The organism is Paenibacillus spiritus, assembly GCF_008710135.1.
GTDB classification, from domain to species: Bacteria; Bacillota; Bacilli; order Paenibacillales; family Paenibacillaceae; genus Paenibacillus_AQ; species Paenibacillus_AQ glufosinatiresistens.
In genome coordinates this window covers 1-20,397 of sequence record NZ_VYKK01000031.1, presented here as the reverse complement: position 1 = coordinate 20,397, position 20,397 = coordinate 1, and the positions used below count along the sequence as shown (strand labels likewise).

Annotated in this window: 21 protein-coding genes; 18 read left to right on the top strand and 3 right to left on the bottom strand. The window is 57.3% G+C overall.

From position 1 onward, the window contains the following. The first annotated feature begins 49 nt into the window (after positions 1 to 49). Complete coding sequence (locus F4V43_RS18445; RefSeq protein WP_191089646.1) at positions 50 to 2,050, top strand: methyl-accepting chemotaxis protein; 2,001 nt, start codon at positions 50 to 52, stop codon at positions 2,048 to 2,050. Positions 2,051 to 2,149: 99 nt separating this feature from the next. Beyond that, entirely contained in the window at positions 2,150 to 3,412 is a 1,263-nt protein-coding gene (gene ilvA, locus F4V43_RS18440) for a threonine ammonia-lyase IlvA (RefSeq protein ID WP_150459740.1), read from the top strand. Positions 3,413 to 3,504: 92 nt separating this feature from the next. Here the strand turns inward: ilvA and F4V43_RS18435 are convergent, their stop codons facing one another. Both F4V43_RS18435 and F4V43_RS18430 read right to left on the bottom strand, forming a co-directional pair. Then, on the bottom strand, positions 3,505 to 4,446 hold the full coding sequence (locus tag F4V43_RS18435) for a hypothetical protein (RefSeq protein ID WP_150459739.1): 942 nt from the start codon (positions 4,444 to 4,446) through the stop codon (positions 3,505 to 3,507). 7 nt (positions 4,447 to 4,453) lie between these two features. Further along, a complete protein-coding gene (locus F4V43_RS18430; RefSeq protein WP_150459738.1) occupies positions 4,454 to 5,122 on the bottom strand; it encodes a DUF1129 family protein in 669 nt (222 codons plus the stop codon). 190 nt (positions 5,123 to 5,312) lie between these two features. Between F4V43_RS18430 and F4V43_RS18425 the strand changes: the two genes are divergently transcribed. The 9 genes from F4V43_RS18425 to corA all read left to right on the top strand — a co-directional run bounded on the left by F4V43_RS18425 (position 5,313) and on the right by corA (position 13,242). Continuing rightward, the gene (locus F4V43_RS18425) at positions 5,313 to 5,498 is read left to right on the top strand and encodes a hypothetical protein (RefSeq protein ID WP_150459737.1); all 186 of its coding nucleotides are present in this window, start codon (positions 5,313 to 5,315) and stop codon (positions 5,496 to 5,498) included. A gap of 201 nt (positions 5,499 to 5,699) precedes the next feature. Next, on the top strand, positions 5,700 to 6,527 hold the full coding sequence (locus F4V43_RS18420; RefSeq protein ID WP_150459736.1) for an alpha/beta hydrolase: 828 nt from the start codon (positions 5,700 to 5,702) through the stop codon (positions 6,525 to 6,527). 67 nt (positions 6,528 to 6,594) lie between these two features. Then, on the top strand, positions 6,595 to 7,371 hold the full coding sequence (locus F4V43_RS18415) for a DODA-type extradiol aromatic ring-opening family dioxygenase (RefSeq protein ID WP_150459735.1): 777 nt from the start codon (positions 6,595 to 6,597) through the stop codon (positions 7,369 to 7,371). A gap of 165 nt (positions 7,372 to 7,536) precedes the next feature. Beyond that, on the top strand, positions 7,537 to 8,646 hold the full coding sequence (locus F4V43_RS18410; RefSeq protein ID WP_150459734.1) for a DUF3048 domain-containing protein: 1,110 nt from the start codon (positions 7,537 to 7,539) through the stop codon (positions 8,644 to 8,646). Positions 8,647 to 8,931: 285 nt separating this feature from the next. Then, on the top strand, positions 8,932 to 9,546 hold the full coding sequence (locus F4V43_RS18405; protein ID WP_150459733.1) for a DUF47 domain-containing protein: 615 nt from the start codon (positions 8,932 to 8,934) through the stop codon (positions 9,544 to 9,546). 15 nt (positions 9,547 to 9,561) lie between these two features. Continuing rightward, a complete protein-coding gene (locus F4V43_RS18400; RefSeq protein WP_150459732.1) occupies positions 9,562 to 10,551 on the top strand; it encodes an inorganic phosphate transporter in 990 nt (329 codons plus the stop codon). Positions 10,552 to 10,644: 93 nt separating this feature from the next. Continuing rightward, positions 10,645 to 11,178 (top strand): hypothetical protein, encoded by a 534-nt coding sequence (locus F4V43_RS18395; RefSeq protein WP_150459731.1) that lies wholly within the window; start codon positions 10,645 to 10,647, stop codon positions 11,176 to 11,178. Positions 11,179 to 11,556: 378 nt separating this feature from the next. Further along, positions 11,557 to 12,255, top strand: a complete 699-nt coding sequence (locus F4V43_RS18390) for a copper amine oxidase N-terminal domain-containing protein (RefSeq protein ID WP_411898473.1) — start codon at positions 11,557 to 11,559, stop codon at positions 12,253 to 12,255. Positions 12,256 to 12,282: 27 nt separating this feature from the next. After that, positions 12,283 to 13,242, top strand: coding sequence for a magnesium/cobalt transporter CorA (corA, locus tag F4V43_RS18385; RefSeq protein ID WP_150459729.1), 960 nt, complete (start codon positions 12,283 to 12,285; stop codon positions 13,240 to 13,242). Positions 13,243 to 13,279: 37 nt separating this feature from the next. Here the strand turns inward: corA and F4V43_RS18380 are convergent, their stop codons facing one another. Then, positions 13,280 to 13,813: a tyrosine protein kinase gene (locus F4V43_RS18380; protein ID WP_150459728.1), complete on the bottom strand. Its 534-nt coding sequence runs from the start codon at positions 13,811 to 13,813 to the stop codon at positions 13,280 to 13,282. Positions 13,814 to 14,187: 374 nt separating this feature from the next. Between F4V43_RS18380 and F4V43_RS18375 the strand changes: the two genes are divergently transcribed. The 7 genes from F4V43_RS18375 (at position 14,188) to F4V43_RS18345 (ending at position 20,334) form a co-directional block, all read left to right on the top strand. Next, positions 14,188 to 14,478 carry a YerC/YecD family TrpR-related protein gene (locus tag F4V43_RS18375; RefSeq protein WP_150459727.1) on the top strand — a complete coding sequence of 97 codons (291 nt, stop codon included), beginning with the start codon at positions 14,188 to 14,190 and terminating at the stop codon, positions 14,476 to 14,478. Positions 14,479 to 14,481: 3 nt separating this feature from the next. After that, positions 14,482 to 15,252 (top strand): sirohydrochlorin chelatase, encoded by a 771-nt coding sequence (locus F4V43_RS18370; protein ID WP_150459726.1) that lies wholly within the window; start codon positions 14,482 to 14,484, stop codon positions 15,250 to 15,252. Between the two features lie 164 nt (positions 15,253 to 15,416). Continuing rightward, on the top strand, positions 15,417 to 16,307 hold the full coding sequence (locus tag F4V43_RS18365; RefSeq protein ID WP_150459725.1) for a diacylglycerol kinase: 891 nt from the start codon (positions 15,417 to 15,419) through the stop codon (positions 16,305 to 16,307). Between the two features lie 309 nt (positions 16,308 to 16,616). Further along, positions 16,617 to 18,242, top strand: coding sequence for a 23S rRNA (uracil(1939)-C(5))-methyltransferase RlmD (gene rlmD, locus F4V43_RS18360; protein WP_223879962.1), 1,626 nt, complete (start codon positions 16,617 to 16,619; stop codon positions 18,240 to 18,242). A 244-nt stretch (positions 18,243 to 18,486) separates the two neighbouring features. Then, positions 18,487 to 18,744: a hypothetical protein gene (locus F4V43_RS18355; RefSeq protein WP_150459724.1), complete on the top strand. Its 258-nt coding sequence runs from the start codon at positions 18,487 to 18,489 to the stop codon at positions 18,742 to 18,744. 383 nt (positions 18,745 to 19,127) lie between these two features. Next, positions 19,128 to 19,643 (top strand): hypothetical protein, encoded by a 516-nt coding sequence (locus F4V43_RS18350; protein ID WP_150459723.1) that lies wholly within the window; start codon positions 19,128 to 19,130, stop codon positions 19,641 to 19,643. 100 nt (positions 19,644 to 19,743) lie between these two features. Next, complete coding sequence (locus tag F4V43_RS18345; RefSeq protein ID WP_150459722.1) at positions 19,744 to 20,334, top strand: hypothetical protein; 591 nt, start codon at positions 19,744 to 19,746, stop codon at positions 20,332 to 20,334. Positions 20,335 to 20,397 lie beyond the last annotated feature (63 nt).

Here is a 20,397-nt window from a genome sequence, read left to right as displayed (position 1 = left end):
GGGCCTTGTCCGGCGCTATCGCAATATGGGGTTGCGGAGCAAGCTGTTCATGTCTGTTATTGCTTCAACGCTGCTGATTTTCTTGGTGGTAGCCGTGATTATCTATAGCAACGCCCGCAGGACGATCATTGACAATTTGGACCGCTCGCTGGGTTACGAGAAGGCGGCGATCGCCTCCAAGGTGGCCGAGATGCTGCAGCCGGCGGAGAGCAGCGTCGAACTGCTCGGCGCCAATGCGTTCCTGCGCGATTTCATCGGACAGGTGTCTTCCACGGACAGCGTTAAAGCCGTGCCCGGTTATGACGATGTAGTCCGGACCTTGAACCTCATCAAGGAGAATAACGACAACCTGCTGAACGTCTACATTGGCCTTGACCAAGCAGGCAAGCTGATCTCCCAGGACGAATTCGAGCCGCCGGCCGATTATGTGCTGAAGGAACGCGGCTGGTATTCCGGCGCCTTGAAGAACAACAGGCTGACCGTTACCGATCCTTATGTGGATGCCGGAACGGGTAAGCTGGTGGTCAGCGTCAGCGCCCCGATTCTGGACAATACCGGCAAGGCCATTGGCGCGGCGGGAGCGGACATCGCCATCGACCAGGTAATCGGCATGCTTGGCGCCTTCAATTATGAAGGCAGCGGATTCGCCGTCATGATCGACCGCAAGGGCAATTTTATCTATCATCCGGATGAAGCCAATATTCTGAACCGGAATGTCGCCGATCTCGGGAAGGACTGGAGCGCGCTGGGGAACAAGCTCATGCAATGGGGGTCGCAGGTAACGAAGACAACGCTGGACGGCCGCAGCAGCTATGTCTCCTATGCGCCCGCAGTCGAGAACCAGTGGGAAGTCGCGCTGATTGTGCCGGCAAGCGATGCCGAGAAGGAGCTGCGCACGTTCCAGAAGATCTTCGGCTTCTCCATCATCGGGTTCATTGTGCTGCTGGGCGCCGTGCTGTACGCCGTCTCCGCCAGTATGCTGAAGCAGATTCCGGCCCTGGCCTCCGCTTTTCGCACCGCCATGGACGGCGATCTGTCGGTGAGAGCGGATGAGAAGGCGAAGGGCGAAATCGGGGTGCTGACCCGGGGCTTCAACGAGCTGCTCTCTGCCCAGCAAGGGCTGATCGGAGAGATTCTCGCAGGCTCCCGCCGCATCTCCGAGTCGGTGAACGAGACGGAGCGCAATGCAGCGGAACTGAACGATGGGATCAATGATGTATCGGCTACGACTGAAGAGCTGTCGGCCGGGCTGGAGGAGACGGCGGCTTCGATGCAGGAGCTGAACGCTTCAACAGTTGAAATCGAGAGCGCGGTCGGGACTATCGCCGCGAAGGCGGACAGCGGAGCCGAAGCGGCGAAGGCGATCAGCGGCCGCGCCGAACGCCTCAGGGAAGAAGCGATCCGCTCCCGCGAAGAAGCGCAGCAGATCTATGGGCAGGGCCAGGAGAAGCTGCGCAGCGCCATCGAGCATTCGCGGTCAATCACCGAGATCGAGAAGCTGGCGGCGGCCATTCTGGAGATTGCGTCGCAGACCAATCTGCTGTCGCTGAACGCCTCGATTGAAGCGGCCCGGGCCGGAGAGGCCGGCCGCGGGTTCGCCGTAGTCGCCGAGGAGATCCGCCATCTGGCGGACAGCTCCAGAGAGACGGTCAATGAGATCCGGGAAGTGACCGGGCGCGTGATTGCCGCTGTCCAGAGCCTGGTGGAGGGGGCGGAGGAAATTCTCGGCTTCGTGGACCGCAAGGTGCTGTCCGATTACGACAATATGGAAGTCACCGGAACCCGGTACACGGAGGATGCGCGCTATGTCGAAGAGCTCGTGACCGATTTCAGCGCAACGTCCGCCCAGCTTCTGGCGTCCATCCGCAATATGCTGACTGCAATTAGCGAGACGGCGGTGGCGACAAGCGAAGGTGCCGAAGGGGCAGGCAACATTGCGGCACAGGCGGAGGCGATCATCGCCCGTTCGGGCGGCATTGTGGCCGAGATGGAGGACATCAAGCGCAATACGGCCCGGCTGTTGGGCACGGTGTCCCGATTCAAGGCGTAAGCGCTGCGGAGAATGCTTGATAAATCGTCCCCGGAAGAGTATCTTACAAAGAGCGGCGGATGGACAGGCCGCAAAGCGAAGCGAAACGGGGAATGGTTCATGAGAGAAGGCACAGACCGGATCGTAGGGATGGAGGATATCGTGCGGGCGCATCATATGCTGCGGGAAGTCGTCGTCCGCACGCCGCTGCAGCGCGATGCGGTCCTCTCGGCCCGCTACGGCTGCAACGTCTATTTGAAGCGCGAGGATCTGCAGGTTGTCCGCTCCTTCAAAATCCGCGGGGCGTACCATATGATTCGCACCCTCTCGGCGGAGGAAAGAGCGAAGGGCATCGTCTGTGCCAGCGCGGGGAACCATGCGCAGGGCGTTGCGTTCTCCTGCCGGGCGCTCGGCATTCACGGCAAGGTGTTCATGCCGAGCACGACGCCGAACCAGAAGGTGAAGCAGGTTCGCCGCTTCGGCGGCGAATTCGTGGAGGTCGTGCTGAAGGGCGATACGTTCGACGACGCCTATGAGGAAGCGATGCAGGCCTGCATTACGCACGGGATGACGCTGATTCATCCTTTTGACGAGCCGAAGATTATTGCAGGCAACGGAACGATTGCGATGGAGATTATGGAGAGCCTGGACGATCCGGCGGATTATATCTTCGTGACCATCGGCGGCGGCGGCCTGGCGGCGGGTGTTTCCTCCTATATCAAGACCGTCAGTCCGGCGACCAGGGTGATCGGCGTGGAGCCTTCGGGGGCGGCCTCGATGAGCATGGCGCTGGAGCAGGGGGAAGTGGTGACGCTGCCGGAGATCGACAAATTCGTGGACGGCGCGGCGGTGAAACGTGTCGGCGGACTGACGTACGACATCTGTTCCCGGAACCTGGACGATATTGTGAAGGTGCCGGAAGGCAAAGCCTGTACGGCGATTCTGGAACTGTACAACGAGAATGCGATCGTCGTGGAGCCGGCCGGTTCGCTCCCGGTGGCGGCGCTGGACTTCTACAAGGACCAGATCCGCGGCAAGACGGTCGTCTGCATTGTCAGCGGCGGCAACAATGACATCGACCGGATGCAGGAGATCAAGGAACGTTCGCTGATCTATGAAGGGCTGAAGCATTACTTCATGGTTCACTTTCCGCAGCGGGCCGGGGCCCTGCGCGAGTTCCTGTCGGAGGTGCTCGGACCGAACGACGACATTACACGCTTCGAGTACACGAAGAAGAACGACAAGGAGAACGGTCCGGCGCTGGTGGGCATCGAGCTGATGTCTACGGACGACTATGGCCCGCTCGTTGAGCGGATGCGGCAGAAGGGCGTCGATTTTATCGAGATCAATAAGGACCTCAAGCTGTTCAATATGCTGATCTAGAGCCAAGCCGGCTCACGTCAAAAAGGATGCTTCCCGCCCGGGAAGCATCCTTTTTGGTCTGGGAGGGAGCGAGCAACGCTTCCCCCCATAGGTCATCCTTTGGCCGCAGACTCCTTGCCGTCCCGGAATGCCTTGACCTCGTCGGTCAGCTTGTAGTCGTTGGCCTTCAGCAGTTCCATAAAGGCCGAGAGCTTGCGCAGATAAGCGCTGTTGCTGCCGGCGTTCTTGGCGAGCAGGGCGGTGTAAGCCGCCTTGGCCTCCAAATCCATCTCCAGATTGTCATAGTGGAACAGCGGCGTGTTGTTCAGCCCATAGAACGTGTCGGATTCATAGATGCTGTAGAGCTCCCTTACCTTGGCAACCCGGTTGGAACCCTGATAAGTCTCCGCAAAAGCTTCCTGCGACAAGGCGCGGGCCGCGACATCGCCCCAGGAAATAATCAAAGCCGCGTCCTTGGCGGCGGGCAGGTTGGACTCGGTGGTCATAATGGAGATATAGTCCCGGATATCCGGCGTGACATAAGCCTTGTACTGGCTGTACAGAGAGTAGTCGATCACCGGATAGTAAAAGCCTTCGGCCGTCTCCAGCTTATAGCCGCGTTCCTTCGCGCCGGTGATTATCGAAGCGAGCGCCTGGTCGCCCTTCTTCAAGGCGGCGTCCGCAAGCTTGCTCATGCTCAGGCCGGGGGCGTAGACGCTGTCCAGCTTCCGCTGCAGGGAAGGATCGGCGAACCGCTTCTCCCAGTTGTTCAGCACATAGCGCTGGGCGTTCTCCAGCTTGAGCGTCAGAATCGTTGCCCGATAGCTGCCTGTGGCATAGAGATTGGCATTGACGTATGCGCGGGCCTGGACCAGCTTCTCCGGGGAGGCCAGCAGCGGCAGCGCCGCCCGGTAGACGGCTTCGGCATGAGTGACGGCAGAGGAAGCGGACGCAGCGGACGGACTTGGGGAAGCGGCGGGAGCGGCTTCGGCGGCGCCTGAGGCTCCCGCTTGCAGCAGAAGAAGAAGGGAGGCGGCGGCGATTACAGATCTCATGGCAACATTACCTCTTTCGCAGGAAGATGGGGTGGAGCAGGATTACGCCGGCGGTGAACAAGCCGAGACTGACGCCGGAAGGGAGCGGAAGAACCGGAAGGAGCGAGCCAAGGAACAGGCCGACGAACACAAGCGCAACCGCGGCTCCGATGTAGAGGCCAAGCGACCGGTAATCGAACGCGGCCAAGCGCGGTTGGTCCGCGTCCGGCAGCGTTCCGAGCCATTTCAGCAGCAGTTCGATCAGAAGAATCGAAGCAGCGGGGACGGCCAGCAGGGTGAACAAGCTGATATGGCCGAATTCTCCGCCGAGCTTCTCGTCCTTCCGGGTCAGCAGGCCGGCCGCTCCGATGACGCCGAATAGCAGCGTCAGCGACGTCCACGCGGTCAGCAGCATCCGCAGCGTCCGCGTCATCGGACGGCGGGGCGGAGCCGCCGCCATCTCATCGGCGAAATAAGCGGACGGGTCGCTGCCGAAGAGTTGCTTGGCGGTCCGGCCGCGGCCCTGCTCCTTCAGCAGCAGGGCCGCGGCTTCCAGCAGCAGCTCTTCCCGCCGGTGCGGCTCGACTGCGCTCTCGCGCATGGCGATAATCATGTCCTCATAATAAGAACGGTTCTGGGGTGTCATTTGTTCCCGAATCCGGTTATTTTCCCGAATCATTTGTCTGACGCTCGTCACTTGTGCAGGCCCTCCAGCTTCAGCAATCCTTGCAGTTGCAGCAGTTCAATTCTTACTTAAGAGTATACGTGTCCCGGATGCGATGCTGCAAGGGAGCCAGGGGGGAAGGGTGCGTATAATCCCGGCCCGCCGGTAAACAATGTAGAAGAACAACCAACATTCTCGGATGCCGAAGGGAGATTGCGTGACTATGAATCAGGAGAACCAAGTGAAGGAGCCCGGCACTTCCGACCCGGCCGTAAACGATGCGACTTCGGACTGGGGCGCTTCCGACGGATTCAGTCTGTGGGAACAGCAGGCGGAAGACGGCCAGTGGCTAAAGGATTGGGAAGGCCGCAAAGAGACGCATGATATGTTCCACGACAGCTACGAGTAAGGGCGGGACCTGACAAGAGCTCCCGCCTCTGCTTCCCTTGCAGACCGGCAGCCCGCGTACCGCTTCGCTCCATGCCCTTTCTCCATAAGGAGGAGGGGCATTTGTATTGACAAAAACAAAGGACATGGATATGATAATTTTATAATTCATAGTATTTCAATCGGATTTTAATTCAATCGAAAACACAAGGAGGCAACGCGCATGGAACGGGCGATCGTAATCCGGTACGGCGGCGAAGAATTGACAGCCAGCATCCATTATCCGGCTAAAGAAGGGGGAGGCGGGCGCTGCAAGAACCGCGTTCCGCTGGCCGTGATCTGCCACGGCTTCGTCGGGAACCGGATCGGTACCGACCGGCTGTTCGTCAAGGCGGCCCGGGAGCTGGCCGAGGACGGCTGCGTGGTGATCCGGTTCGACTATGCCGGCTGCGGAGAGAGCACCGGCAGCTACGGCGCCGAGAATATGGAATCCATGATCGCCCAGACCCGGGCGGTGCTGGATTACGGCCTGGGCGCAACCGATGTCGATCCTACCCGCGTCACGCTGATCGGCCACAGCCTCGGCGGAGCGGTGGCGCTGCTGACCGCCGTCCGCGACCGCCGGGTCAAGAACCTGGTTCTGTGGGCATCCGTCGGCTATCCGTTCAACGATATCGTCAAGATCGTCGGCCGCAGCGCCTACGATCAGGCGGTGAAGGCCGGAAGCGCGGACCATGTCGGCTATGCCTTCACGCCGGCCTACTTCAATTCGCTTGCAGCGTTTCAGCCCTTTCAGGAGGCGGGCAAGTTCGGGGGCGACGTTCTGGTGGTGCACGGCACCTCCGACGACATCATCCCGGTCGATTACGCCTTCCTCTACCAGAAGGTCTTCTGGACGCGGCCGGAGGGCCGGTGCGACAAGGAGATTATTTTCCAGGCAGATCATACGTTCTCGTCCGGAACGGCGCAGAGCCAGCTTCTGAAGCGGACCCGGGAGTGGATCAATGAGCGGGAGCATGTCCAGCAGGAATGGCAGAACTGGATGATTTAGCCGGAACGCGATACAATAGAGGGGCAAACCGATCACCGACGGATAAAGATACGGAGGGAAGCATCCGATGAGAATGCCGGCTTTCTTTATCGCACACGGTTCCCCGACGCTGATTATGGAGAACAACGATTACACCCGTTTCCTGGAGCAGCTGGGCCGGGACCTGCCGCGCCCGCGGGGCATTGCGGTGTTCTCGGCGCACTGGGACAGTCCCGAGCAGCTGGTCTCGGTGGACGAGAAGCATACGGCGCTGCATGATTTCTACGGCTTCCCCGAGGAAATGTACCGGCTGCACTATGATGCTCCGGGCGATGCGGCGCTGAACCGGGCGGTCTGCGACCGTCTGGATGCCGGCCAACTGCCGTATCAGCCCGTGTTGGGACGGGGACTGGACCACGGCATCTGGGTCATTCTCAGCAAAATGTTCCCGGAGGCGGAAATTCCGGTGGTGGCGCTATCCGTCGATTCGATGCGCCAGCCCCGGGAGCAGTACGGCATCGGCGAGCTGCTGGCGCCGCTCCGCGAGGAGGGCGTGCTGTTCATCGGCAGCGGCGGGATGGTGCACAACCTGCGGCTGCTCGGGGAAGAGGATCGCCCGGCCGACTGGGCCGTCGCCTTCGACGAATGGATCGCAGAGCGGCTGGAGAGCTGGGATACGCCGGCGCTGTTCGACTACGCAGCGCGGGCGCCCCATGCCCGGGAGGCGGTGCCTTCCTATGGCCGGGAGCATTTCGTGCCGCTCTTCTACGCCATGGGAACAGCCGCAGACGGACGCCGGGCAAGACGGATGATTCAGGCGTACCAGTACGGTACACTCAGCTTGAACTGCTGGATGCTGGATTGACGGACCGGGGGCCAAGGCCCTGACCGGCCGAATTGAACGGCCGCAGCCGGGGGAACCCGCGCTGCGGTTTTTTGGTATGCTTGCGGGACAAAGTCCGGTCCTTGTGATTAAATGGAAGAAGAATGCGAACGGCCCTGCCGTTCTTGAAGGAGGAAGCTTATCCCTATGCACCTCGCACGCCGTCTGCTTCGCCCGGCTTCAACGCTCGCCATCCTCTCGCTGGCTGCCCTGCCGCTGGTCTCATGCGGCCGGCCGGACGCGGACCAGGGCGGGAATCCGCCATCTGTTACGGCCTCCGCTCCGGTCATCGCGCAAGCTTCTCCGCCGGGCTCCGCAGGGCCGCTTCCGGCAGAACCGCCAGAGCCCGCCCCGCTCTCGGGACTCACCGGTCTTCCGGCGGACAGCCTCCCGCTGCCGCGTCCGCTGGCCGTGATGATCAACAATGCGCCTGCCGCCCGGCCGCAGTCGGGATTAAGCGAGGCTGATCTCCTGTACGAGGTGCTGGCCGAAGGCGGCATTACGCGGCTGATCGCCATCTATCAGAGCCGGCCGGGCATTCCCGAGATCGGCCCGGTGCGGAGCATCCGGCCTTATCTGCTGGATCTGGGCGAGAGCTATGGCGCGGTAACGGTCCATGCCGGCGGCAGTCCGGCCGCCTACGCCCTTCTGCAAGCCGGCGGACGGGACGATATGGATGAGATCGGGAAGGCCGGGCCGTACTTCTGGCGGGACAAGAGCCGCAAGGCGCCGCATAATTTATATACGAACGAAGCGCTGCTGCGCTCGGGAGCGGAGAAGCTCGGCCTGGCCGCGCCGGCCGATGTTCCGGATTATACCTTCACCAACCCGGATTATCTTCCGGCAGGGGGGGAGCCGGCGTCCGGCTTCTCGCTTTATTTTCAACTAAAGAACTACACGGTAGCCTACAAATACGAGGCCGGAAGCCGCGTCTATGCCCGCTCTGTGAACGGCAAGGCCCACCTGGACCGGGGAACGGAGGCTCCTGTAACGGCGACCAATGTGCTGGTGATCGGTGCGGACCACAAAGTTCTCGACGAGGCCGGGCGGCTGGCCGTGGATACGGAAGTGGGCGGAGATGCGCTGCTCTTCCAGCGCGGACAAGTCATCCGGGGACAATGGGTCCGCCGTCCGGGCGACATCATCCGGATTGTAAAGAACGGAACCGAAGCCCCGATGTATCCGGGCGTTACCCATGTGCTGATTGTGCCGAATGCGCCTTCTTTCGACAGTCATGTCACGGTTCTGAGCCCCTGAATCGGCAGTACCCGGAACCAGGTCGGTATAAGCTGACGAAAGCGGGTAAAAGTAAAGGGAGAACATGATTCTGTTCCCCATTAAATCCCATAAGGTCCAAATGCAGCGGATACTTTGTGAGCATCCCGCGAATTGTCTGAGGAAGACCTTAAAATTTCAATTGTCCGCTTCATTCCCCCCATTCAATGTGATAAGATAACAAGGGTTGTCATCCGTTTTCATGGACGTTTTCAGCGTCGGATACCGGTTGGAAATCAGGCATTTTCCAGTAAAGGAGCACTATACATGAAGCTTAGGAAGAAAGACATTTTCTTTGAAACGCTTGAGAACATGGCGGATACGATTGTGCAGGCGGCGGATTTCTTTGCCAAGCACCTGTCGGATTTGCGCGACATCGAGCAGTTTACCGGAGAAATGAAGAAGTACGAATCCCAGTGCGATTCGTATACGCATACGGTGATCAAGGAATTGAACAAAACGTTCATCACGCCGCTGGAACGCGACGACATCATGGATCTGATTACAAGCATGGATGATGTCATCGACGGACTGGAGGCGTCCGCTTCGCGTCTGTATATGTACAACCTTGTGGAAGCCGACGAATACATCATTCAGTTCGCCGACATTCTTCGCCAGTGCGCCTACGAGATTCAGAAGGCGGTGCATCTGCTGTCCCAGAAGAAGCTGCTGGCCATCCGCGAATATACGATCCGTCTGAACGACCTGGAGAATCAGGGCGATGAAGTGCTGCGCATTTGCACCAAGGCGCTGTTCGACACGGTCAAGGACCCGATCGAGCTCATCAAGCGCAAAGAGCTGTACGAACGTCTGGAGACGACGACGGACAAATGCGAAGACGTCGCGAACATGCTGGAATCGATTATTATGCGCAATTCGTAAGGAGCTTGCAACCATATGGATACCTCGATTTGGGTACTGGGCATTGTCATTGTGCTTGCCCTGGGCTTCGATTTTATCAACGGGTTTCATGATACGGCGAACGCCATTGCAACGTCCGTATCCACCCGCGCGCTGCCGCCCCGGACAGCTATAATCATGGCGGCATGCATGAACTTCGTGGGAGCCCTGCTCTTCACGGGCGTCGCGAAGAAAATCGGCGGCAGCGTCGCCGACCCGACGACGCTGAGCAACGGAATCAACATCGTAATCGCCACGTTAATCGCGGCGATTATATGGAATCTGGTCACCTGGTGGTTCGGTATTCCGTCCTCGTCGTCGCACGCGCTGATCGGAGCCCTTGCGGGCGCCGTATATGTGGGCGCAGGTTCGGACCATGTGAAGTGGAGCGGATTTATCGAAATCGTGGAAGGCCTCGTGCTCTCCCCGATTATCGCTTTTGTCATCGGTTATATTGTCATGACTCTTCTAAAGTGGATCTTTGCCAAGCAAAGTCCGCACACGGTCAACAAAGGCTTCCGCACGGTTCAGATCGTAACGGCTGCCTTCCAGTCCTTCACGCACGGAACGAACGATGCCCAGAAGGCAATGGGGATCATCACCTTCGCGCTGGTCACTTCGGGTGAACTGAAGAGCATGGAGGTTCCGCTGTGGGTCAAGCTGGCGGCGGCAACAGCCATGGCGTTGGGTACCTCAATCGGCGGCTGGAAGATTATCAAGACGATGGGCACAAAGATTTTCAAGATCGAGCCGATCAACGGCGTGGCCGCCGACGTGTCGGCTGCATCGGTTATTTTCTCGGCTACCATGCTTCATCTGCCGGTCAGCACCACCCATGCCATTACCTCCGCCATTCTGGGCGTAGGGTCGGCCAAGCGGTTCTCCGCCGTCAAATGGGGAGTGGCCGGACGAATCATCGTCACCTGGTTCATTACCATTCCAATTACCGCCGTACTGGCGGGCATTATCACGAAGATTTTCTTCTAGTGTCGATTCAATGCAAGGCGGCGCCGAAATTCACGGATGAGTGAAGGACGGGGCCTTTTTTTGGCAGTACAGCGAGAGCAGGGGGATTCACGAATGAGGAAGTATGGCCGTCTGAAATGGCTGTTGTTCGGCGCAACGGTCCTTCTGATTCTGGTCGTAGCCATCGGAGGCTATGCCCGGAACGCCTGGCAGGAGCGCTCGGTCAGCACTACGAATCTGACTGGAGCAGAGGTGCGCGGGCTGAGCATAGGCGGGCCGGCGGACCGTCTGGACGCTTCCGGCCTGCAGCCGAATCCGGACTATGAGAACCGGACCGAACGCGGCAAGACGTACCGGTATTATGACGGGCTTATGCTGGTCAGCGATGAGTCGACGGGCAAAGTAACCAAGATTCAACTGATCTCGGAGACGGTGAAAGCCAGCATCAACGGCAAGCCGCTGAAGACGCTGGAGGATGCCGACCGGGAGCTGGGCAACGAATATGTGAAGAAGCCCTACAACCATGAGCAGGGCCTGGACGCGAGAGTCTATTACGACAAAGAGAATCGGATCCGGGCGACGCTGGTCTATCCGAAGCAGGATGCGGAGAACCGAGGGATTGTCTGGACGATTCTGGAGCGGTATTGATGGGCGGGCTGCCGTGGGAGCTTCGGGATATAAAGCAACAGGACAGGGGCGTCTTTCGGACGCTCCTTTTCTTCTTCGTAACTGCCGGATCTTCGCCTTTATCCGTGAAAGTTGGTTCAAAAGGTCCATATAATCCATAGATAAACAGGGGTATATTCCTAAGGAATAACTCTTGAAGGAGGGTGGGCCAATTTGTTGAACAAAATGCGGATGCTGCTGGTTCTGGCTGCTGCTCAGTCTCGGTTCCGGCTCTCTCCGCCTCGGCTTCCGGTTCTGCATGGAACAATTCTGCGCTGAACGGTTCTACGCTGAACGATTCTGCGCTGAACGGGTTCTACGCTGAATTCACCGGTACTGCTGAAGCTCAATCAGTTCTATGTGGTTTATACTTCTCCTGTGGCTCCGTATGTGGATCAAGAGAACCGATTGATGGTGCCTCTGCGAAGCCTGTCCAACCTCTTGTCCTCAGATGTCTCCTACAACTCTGGCAGCAAGACGGCAGTCATTACAAGGAAAAATTACGGGGAAGAAGCCAAAGTCAAATTCTACACCATAAAAATGAAGATAGGCTCGAAAAAGGCGGAGATCAACGGGGCGTCATCCGAGATGGATACGGCTCCTGCTCTGTATAAAGGAAGCATGTTTGTTCCGCTGAGCGTGATTACGTCTTCCTTTCACATCGGTACGAAGTGGGACGCTTCCAAAAGAATGGCAGAGCTGAATGTGGACCCTGCGTATCTGCCGTCCGGCGTGGTCATGGATGAGCTGCACTTTCTATCCGATAAACTGAACCCGGATATCCGACCCCTTAAGGCTTCTGTGGTTACCCGGACCAACGCATCCGGCATTCGCGTAGCCAATGTTCAATTGACCGTGGCGAACGAGGGGACCTCTATAATTTTAAAGGACCAGCTATATTTGCACGTTTATGTACAGGATTCGAGTTTCACCTACTTGGACATCCCGATGCAACCGGGAGCAGCGAAGGCGGGAGGAACCTTTACCGCAGACACCGCCCCCCACACCATTCTGGCGGATTCCCTTCAGTATGTTCTTGTGGGGGCCTATAACAACTAAGGCAATCTTGGAGGTCGGATACGACAGATGATACGGACGCTTGCCATCACGCACGAAGGCCGGGTGCAGACCGGCCTGAATCTGGAGCAGACCCGCCTGGGGGATTACGCCTGGATCTGGGCCGACTTCTCGGAGCCTGTCCCGGAAGAGACCCGGCTGCTGGACACCTGCTTCCACTTTCATCCGCTGGCGATTGAGGACTGCCTGCATGTGCTGCAGCGGCCGAAGCTGGATTACTATGAGGAGGTTCAGTTCTTCGTGCTGCACGCGCTGAATGAAGCGACGCTTCAGGCGGAAGAGGTGGATCTCTTTCTCGGCCCGTCGCTGCTGGTGTCCTTTCACCTGCAGCGGCAGGCGGGAATCGACGAGGCCTGGGAGCAGGTCATCCGCAGCATCGAGCACCGGGAGGGCTGGTCGGGCACGCCGGTGGCAGCGGCTTATACGGTGATCGACAAGCTGGTGGACCGGTACTTTCCGACGCTGTACGCTATTGAAGACGAACTGGCCGAGCTGGAGAACAAGGGCGCCGAGGAAGCGGTGAATACGCTGCTGGCCCAGGTCTTCGATGTCCGTTCCCGGCTGCTCAAGCTGCGCAGGACGATTGTGCCGATGCGCGATCTCATGTACCGGGTCGTCAATTCTACGCATGTGCAGCAGAACCGGGAGGAGCGCATTTATTTTGGCGACATCCATGATCATCTGCTGAAGCTCGCCGATATGATCGAAGCCGACCGGGAGATGACCGCGGATCTGCGCGACAGCTACATCTCGCTGAATTCCAACCGGATGAATACGATTATGAAGACGCTCACGGTCATTACGACGATCTTCATGCCGCTGACGCTGATCGCCGGCATCTACGGCATGAACTTCGAGGTGCTCCCGGAGCTGAAATGGAGATACGGCTATTTTGCGGTGCTGGGACTGATGCTGCTCCTTGGCGGCGGGATGATTCTGACGTTCAAGCGGCGGGGCTGGTTCAAATAGGCGGGAGGCGGGCCGTAAGAAGAGCGGCGCCGCTCTGTCAGCGGCGCCGTTTGCGGGCCGCGGGAGCGCTGCGCCGCCGGCCGGATGAAGAAGAAGGACGCTTCTTGGAAGAGGAGCGTCTTTTTTGACGTTTGGGCGCGTACAGCGCAGAATCCTCCTCGGCGGCCAGCAGTCCGGCTGCACCGGCTCCCGCCGCAGCGGCGGCGCCTTTGCCGAAGCCGCCCATCAGCAGCTTGACCATCGGGGCCATCTGCTGGAAGCCCTGCATCATTTTCTGCACCTTGCCCATCGAGCTGACGATGCCGTCGATGCCGCCTACCCGGTCGAGAATTCCCTTGATCTGGTCCATGTTGGGCAGGTTGCCGAGTCCGCCGAGCAGACCGCTCTTGGCCGGAGCCGCTTCGAGAGCTGCTTCTGCGGCTTCCGCGCCGGCGGCGGGAAGCAGCGCCGCAGCGCCCGGAGGCGGGGGAGCCGGCACGTAAGGGCCGATGCCCGGATACGGCGAACCCGGATAGGATTCGGACAAAGCCCGGACGCTGCGGCGGGAATGATGATGGTAATGCTGAGCCATGGGATCACATTCCTTTGCCTTTGAATTTACTTTACTGTATGTCATGGGCGAACATAAGGTATAGACATACGCCCGGATGAAGCCGGGATAGGAGCGGAAAAGGGCGGATGCCCAGCGCGAAAGCCGGATTTTGAAGAAAGCGTGACCAAGCTTGAAAACGATGGTTTTTGAACGTCGTACAGATGAGGCGGCGGAGCAGCGGCTCCTTGCAGTACGATGACTGTAACAGGCAGGCGCGAGGAAGAGGTGTTCGCGTGGAATGGACAAATGTCCGCCATTTTCGCTCTTTACTGCGATAAACCGTTAATGCTTGAAAAAACCGCTTCGGTGCAATATAGTAGAGGCAGATAAGTCACAATAGGGGATGATACACGATGCAGCTCAAGAAGCTTAACGATAAGAGCGTCGATCAACTGTTTGAAGCGATTTTAACTTTAAAAGATATGGAAGAATGCTATGTCTTCTTCGACGACCTGTGCACGGTGAACGAGATTCAGTCGCTGTCCCAGCGTCTGGAGGTGGCGCGCATGCTCGGCAAGGGCTGCACCTACAACCAGATCGAAGCGGAGACAGGCGCGAGCACGGCGACGATCTCCCGCGTGAAGCGCTGCCTGAACTATGGCAACGACGGCTACAAGATGACGCTGGACCGGCTGGGGCGTTAAGAGATGAACGCCTCTGTCCGGCCGGGCGTCCTTGTCATCAGCCACGGGTCGCGCGACTTGTCCTGGGTGTCGATTGTGGAAGAGGCCGTGGCCGGCGCGCTTAAAGGCCGGAAGCTGCCGGCCGCGGTTTCTTTTCTGGAGCTGGTGGCGGGGCGGTCTATTCAGGATGGCGTCAGCGATCTGGAGCACCGGGGAGTCACGGATATTCTCGTGATTCCCCTCTTTGTCTCTTCGGGAAGCACGCATGTGGATGAGATCGCCTATGCGCTCGGCGTGAAGCCCGAGCCAGGACGCGAGACGGACCTGGAACGGTTCGAGGTCTCGGCGCGCATTCATTACGGTGATCCGGTCGACGATGATCCCATTATCGCAGAGATGGTCTGGGATAAGGCGCGGGATCTGTCGGAGGAACCCGAGCGGGAGACGGTGCTGCTCATCGGGCACGGAAGTGTCCATGACGGCTTCCGCGAGCGGTGGCAGCGCGGCATGGCTTCGCTGGCGGACCGCGTGCGTGCGGAGAGCGGCGTCGCTTCCGCCGACTACGCGCTGTTGAACCCGAACGATGTCCGGGACAAAGTGGAATATTGGAATGGACAGGGGCATAGGGTATTGGTGGCCCCGATATTTTTGAGCGAAGGCTATTTCACGAAGACCGTCATTCCTTCAAGACTTGAAGGGCTCGATTACCGCTATTCCGGCCGGACGCTGCTGCCCCATCCGCGGCTTGCGGATTGGATGGAGGGCCAGATCGGGAGGCTGCTGGAGCGGATTTAGCGTCCGCAGGGGCAGCCTCTTTCTATCACGGCTTCCGAAAGATTGATTGTCCCCCAGTGAATTGGTTATAATCAGGAAGTCGGCAAAACGGACGGATTGGCGATTATTCTGGAATCGGCAACTCTACACCGTTGCCTATTCTATGAACAGGTGGCGTTTCGGGAATGAAAACGGCAAGATTGATTTACAATCCCACCTCCGGGCGGGAGGAAGTCAGAAAGCGTCTGGCCGATATTTTGCAGCGGCTGGACCAGGGCGGCATTGAGGCTTCCTGCCATGCCACGACCGGAGAAGGCGACGCGACGCGCGCGGCCGCGGAAGCTGTGGAGCGGGGATACGATCTCATTATCGCTGCGGGCGGAGACGGCACGCTGAATGAAGTCATCAACGGCATGGCCGAGAAGCCGAATCTGCCCCCGCTGGGCGTGCTGCCGCTGGGCACGACCAATGATTTTGCGCGGGCTATGGGAATTCCGAAGAACTGGGAAGAATCCTGTGACCTCATTATCCGGCAGAAGCAGCGGGTGATTGATCTCGGCAAGGCCAATGACCGCTATTTCATCAACATCGCCGGAGGCGGGTCGCTGACGGAACTGACCTATGAGGTGCCGAGCCGGCTGAAGACGATGATCGGGCAGCTTGCGTACTATTTGAAGGGGATTGAGAAAATGGCCAGCCTCTCCCCGACCGAACTGGAGATCCGCGCGAACGGCCAGGACATGATTCATGACGAGTTCATGCTGTTCCTCATCGCCAACACGAACTCTGTAGGCGGCTTCGAGAAGCTTGCGCCCGATGCCCGCATCGACGACGGCCTGTTCGATGTCATCGCGCTGAAGAAATGCAATCTGGCGGAGTTTATCCGCCTCGTAACGCTGGCGCTGCGGGGAGACCATCTCTCGGACAAGAAAGTGGTCTACTTCCGGACCGACGCGATGGAGGTAACTTCTCCGGGCTATGTCCAGCTCAATCTCGACGGGGAGCTCGGAGGCACCCTGCCGGGCAAGTTCCGGATGCTTCCTTCGCATCTGAACGTCTTCGCGAACAGCCTGTAAGGCAAGGCTATGCTGCCGTTCTCCTGCACAGGGCAGACCGGCAGCAGGGAGCGAACGACAGAGGTCTAGGCAGGAGAAGAAGAAACGTCCAGGACGTGAACCGCTCTGGCGTGTGCAGCTGTACTTATTCATACAAAGGTTTGTTGATTCCTCCAGTCCGCCGTTCGAGAACTGGAGGTTTTGTCGTTGCCGGATCTGCGAAAATCAGTAGGAAGACGAAATATCGGCTATAATGGAAGAAGGCCGGAGGAATCCGGCCGTGAGCGCAGCACGATGGGTGCAGAACGATACAGAAATGAGTGTACAATCATGAATAATCACCGCAGCGGCCGCAAGAACGGCCGCGGGATGAACGATAGCGCCCGGGCCGGGTCCCGGGCTGAGCAGGGCCGCCCCCGGAACGAGCGGGGCGGAACGGTCGCCGGAGGCGGCCAGGGTAGGCGCGCCCCGGAGCGCGCCGGAATGGCGGCACAGCGCGGCGCAGGCCGCAGCCGGACGGCGCCCGCCGCGGCGCCGGCGGGCGTGCCTGTCGCCAAGAACGATGAGGTCCTGCTGGACATCATCGGACTGACGCACGAAGGCGAAGGCGTCGGCCGTGCCGACGGCTATACGCTCTTCGTGCAGGGAGCCCTGCCCGGAGAGAAGGTCCGGGCCAAGGTGCTTAAGACCAAGAAGCAGTACGGCTACGCCAAGCTGCTGGAGCTGGTCGAATCCAGCCCGCACCGGATTGCGCCCCCCTGCCCGATCTACGATCAATGCGGCGGCTGCCAGCTCCAGCATATGGAGTACGCCGCCCAGCTTGCCTGGAAGCGCCAGCTCGTCGTGGACAATCTGGAGCGGATCGGCAAGCTCCAGGTAGCCAAGGCGGAGTCTGCGGCTGACGAAGCCAATGAGGCAGGCGGCAGTGTAACCGTCCTGCCGACTCTCGGCATGGACGAGCCCTGGCGCTACCGCAACAAGGCGCAGGTCCCGATCGGCGCAGCCGAAGGCGGGCTGGTCGGCGGCTTCTATACGCGGGGCAGCCACCGGATTGTCGACATGGAGACCTGCCTGATCCAGCATGAGCATAACGATGCGGTGGTCGCCACCGTCAAGCGGCTCGGGCGCGAGCTCGGCATCTCCGCCTATCAGGAGGAGTCGGGGCGCGGCCTGCTGCGTCACGTCGTTGTGAAGAAAGCCTTCCGCACCGGCGAGATGATGCTGGTGCTGGTCACGAACGGGCGGGACATCCCGCACGCCGATGCCTGGATCGGAAGCATCCGCGAAGCGCTGCCGGATGTGGTCAGCATCTGCCAGAACGTCAACACCAAGGAGACGAACGTGATCTTCGGCCCGGAGACCCGGGTGCTGTGGGGACGGGATGTGATCTACGATTATATCGGCGAAGTGCAGTTCGCGATTTCGCCGCGATCTTTTTACCAAGTGAACCCGGTCCAGACCGAAGTGCTGTATAACCGGACCGTCGCCTATGCCGGACTGACCGGCAGCGAGACCGTCATTGACGCTTACTGCGGCATCGGCACGATCTCGCTCTTCCTGGCGCAGCATGCCGGTCAGGTGTATGGCGTAGAAATCGTCCCCGAGGCCATCGAGGATGCCCGCGCCAACGCGAGACTGAATGAGATGAAGAACGTAGTGTTCGAGGTGGGAGCGTCGGAGGATGTCATCCCCGCCTGGAAAGAGCAGGGCGTCGACCCCGACGTCATCGTCGTCGACCCGCCCCGCAAAGGCTGCGACCCGCGCCTCCTGGAGACCATCCTCCAGATGAAGCCGGAGCGCGTGGTCTACGTCTCGTGCAATCCTTCCACTCTGGCCCGCGACCTGCGGGTGCTGGAAGACGGGGGCTACCGGACGGTGGAGGTGCAGCCGGTGGATATGTTTCCGTGGACGGTGCATGTGGAGGCTGTTTGTTCCTTGGTATATAAGGGTTTGTGAGTAGTGAGAGAGTAGGTTGGAGACGAAATGGGGACGCGAGTGGTTCGCGTCTCCTTTTTTAATAGTGATTAGTGTAGCCAAAACAAAGTTTTAAACTGCACATCATTGTTAAGCTAACGGGCAGATTAACGTAATCGATGCTTCCAACTCGAATTTGGCTAACTTTGAGTCTTTTAATTTTATGGAGTTAGCGTTTAAATGTTTTTATATAATGTGAGCACCGCATGGGAGGAGGGAAATTATAATGAGATTAACGAAAGATGTCATACAAAAGCTCTTAGATATGAATGAAGGATTTGAGAAAACTACTGAAAACGTCAGTGGAAATTTCAGGGAAACGAATTACTATTTAATTAACGATGGAAAATTACTCGTACGTTCTGTGGGCAAGACATCATGGGCTGATAGCCGCTTTAATAAAAACACTATTGCGGATATAGACCAAGCCAGAAGAGTTTTAAAAAAGTTTATGGATGCACTAAAAACTGATGGAATCAAGTAGATAAATTCCAAGTTATCTTCTTAATTTTAAGTCTTATCTGAACTACCCAATAGAGACATAATCTATGTAGCACCAAAATTATTTTTTGCTACATATTTGGATTAAACCGTCTGCTGACAGACACTACCGCTAAGGCCGTCCGTCCAAATCGTTCCTAAGTTTGCTGAAAAGTATTCCGTAGAAACTTCGTGATTTCGTATCGCCCAACCCTAAACACTGTGATAAAATGGAAGTAGTCAGCATCTCCGACGAGTAGCCAACGGTTCCAAACGACGGAAAGTTCCGTTTGCTATTGTTTAAAAAGCTATTTGCGGGTAACAGAATACGGGGCGGAATTTGAAACTACTTATGTATAAGTAACACCATTAGAGGAGGTAGGAACTATGACTAAACAATTAACTAGTTTAGAGGCATTAGTGAAACAAGGATGGGTTGTTTCTGACTCTAAGGTTGCTACCAATGACAAAACTGGTGAAGCTGTAGTGATAGTTGGTAATAAGGTTTTAGGTCTAAGGCATAAAGCTCGTGAAGCCGTAGTGAGAGTTGATAAAGGGGCTCGTCGTCAGCGTTTTATGGACAAAAAGTTAGCCATGAAACCGTCTAGGGAGTACCTTACTCCAATTACTTTATTACAGAACGAGACTTCTGATAATGAATTATTCGAAATTGCCGATTATGCCTCTAAGGAATTGGCAAGGCTGACCTCACAATATAAGGGGGATACCTTGGAGTCAATGAAGGCATTGGTCGCGGTCCACATTGGGCATATGATCCTTTCTTTGAAAGATTACGATGCCATTCCTCCTCGGAATTTAGATGTAATTTTTATACCATTTGGGACAACCTTCAAGCAAATTGAACGTGATATTGAACAAGATATAATGCGAGGAGAGGAATAACCTGCCTAAAGCTGTCGTTCTTTATGGTCCTCCATCTATAGGTAAAAGCACTTTCCTTAGGGACGAGGTACGAAAATATCCAAATGCGCAGATCTGCAGCGTGGACAAAGATATCATTAATGGTCATTTCTTCATACCTCCACTAGTTAAAAATAATACTGAGCAATCTCCTACAACCCTGTTGTGGAAAACAACTTCATACTTGCTTGAAGAGGCCATCAAATATGAATGGATAGATGTGCTTACTTCTCAGGGACAGAAAGACCTTGTGGTTATTCTTCAGGGTGTAACCCTTGGAGGGGTACAGAATGACATTATGACTTTAAATAAAAGTGGATTTGATGTCACGGTGAAGCTTCTTGCCACAGACTCAATAGATCTTCTCAAATTCCGTATTGACGAGAGATCCCGCCAGCCCGGATCCATGGGGGCTCCATCAATGACAAGAAATCAATTAGAAGATATCTCTAAGACTTGTTACCAAGGTTTTGGTCAAATGCTAAATGGAAATGCCGGCCTTCAGAATATATCTTATGAAGCTTTTATAATTGGAGTTGGGAATGCAGCGACAATAGACAGTAAAACTCGGATTTATACGTCCCATTTTAGTCAAGGTGAGATATCTTTTAGTAGTAGTACCTTATCATTTGGTGATGTGGCAAGACCTGCGTTATCTCTACAAACGGCTTAGATAGGTTTCATCGTGTGAAAGGGGCTGTCTCAAAAGGGTCATAAAATGACCTGAGAGACAGCC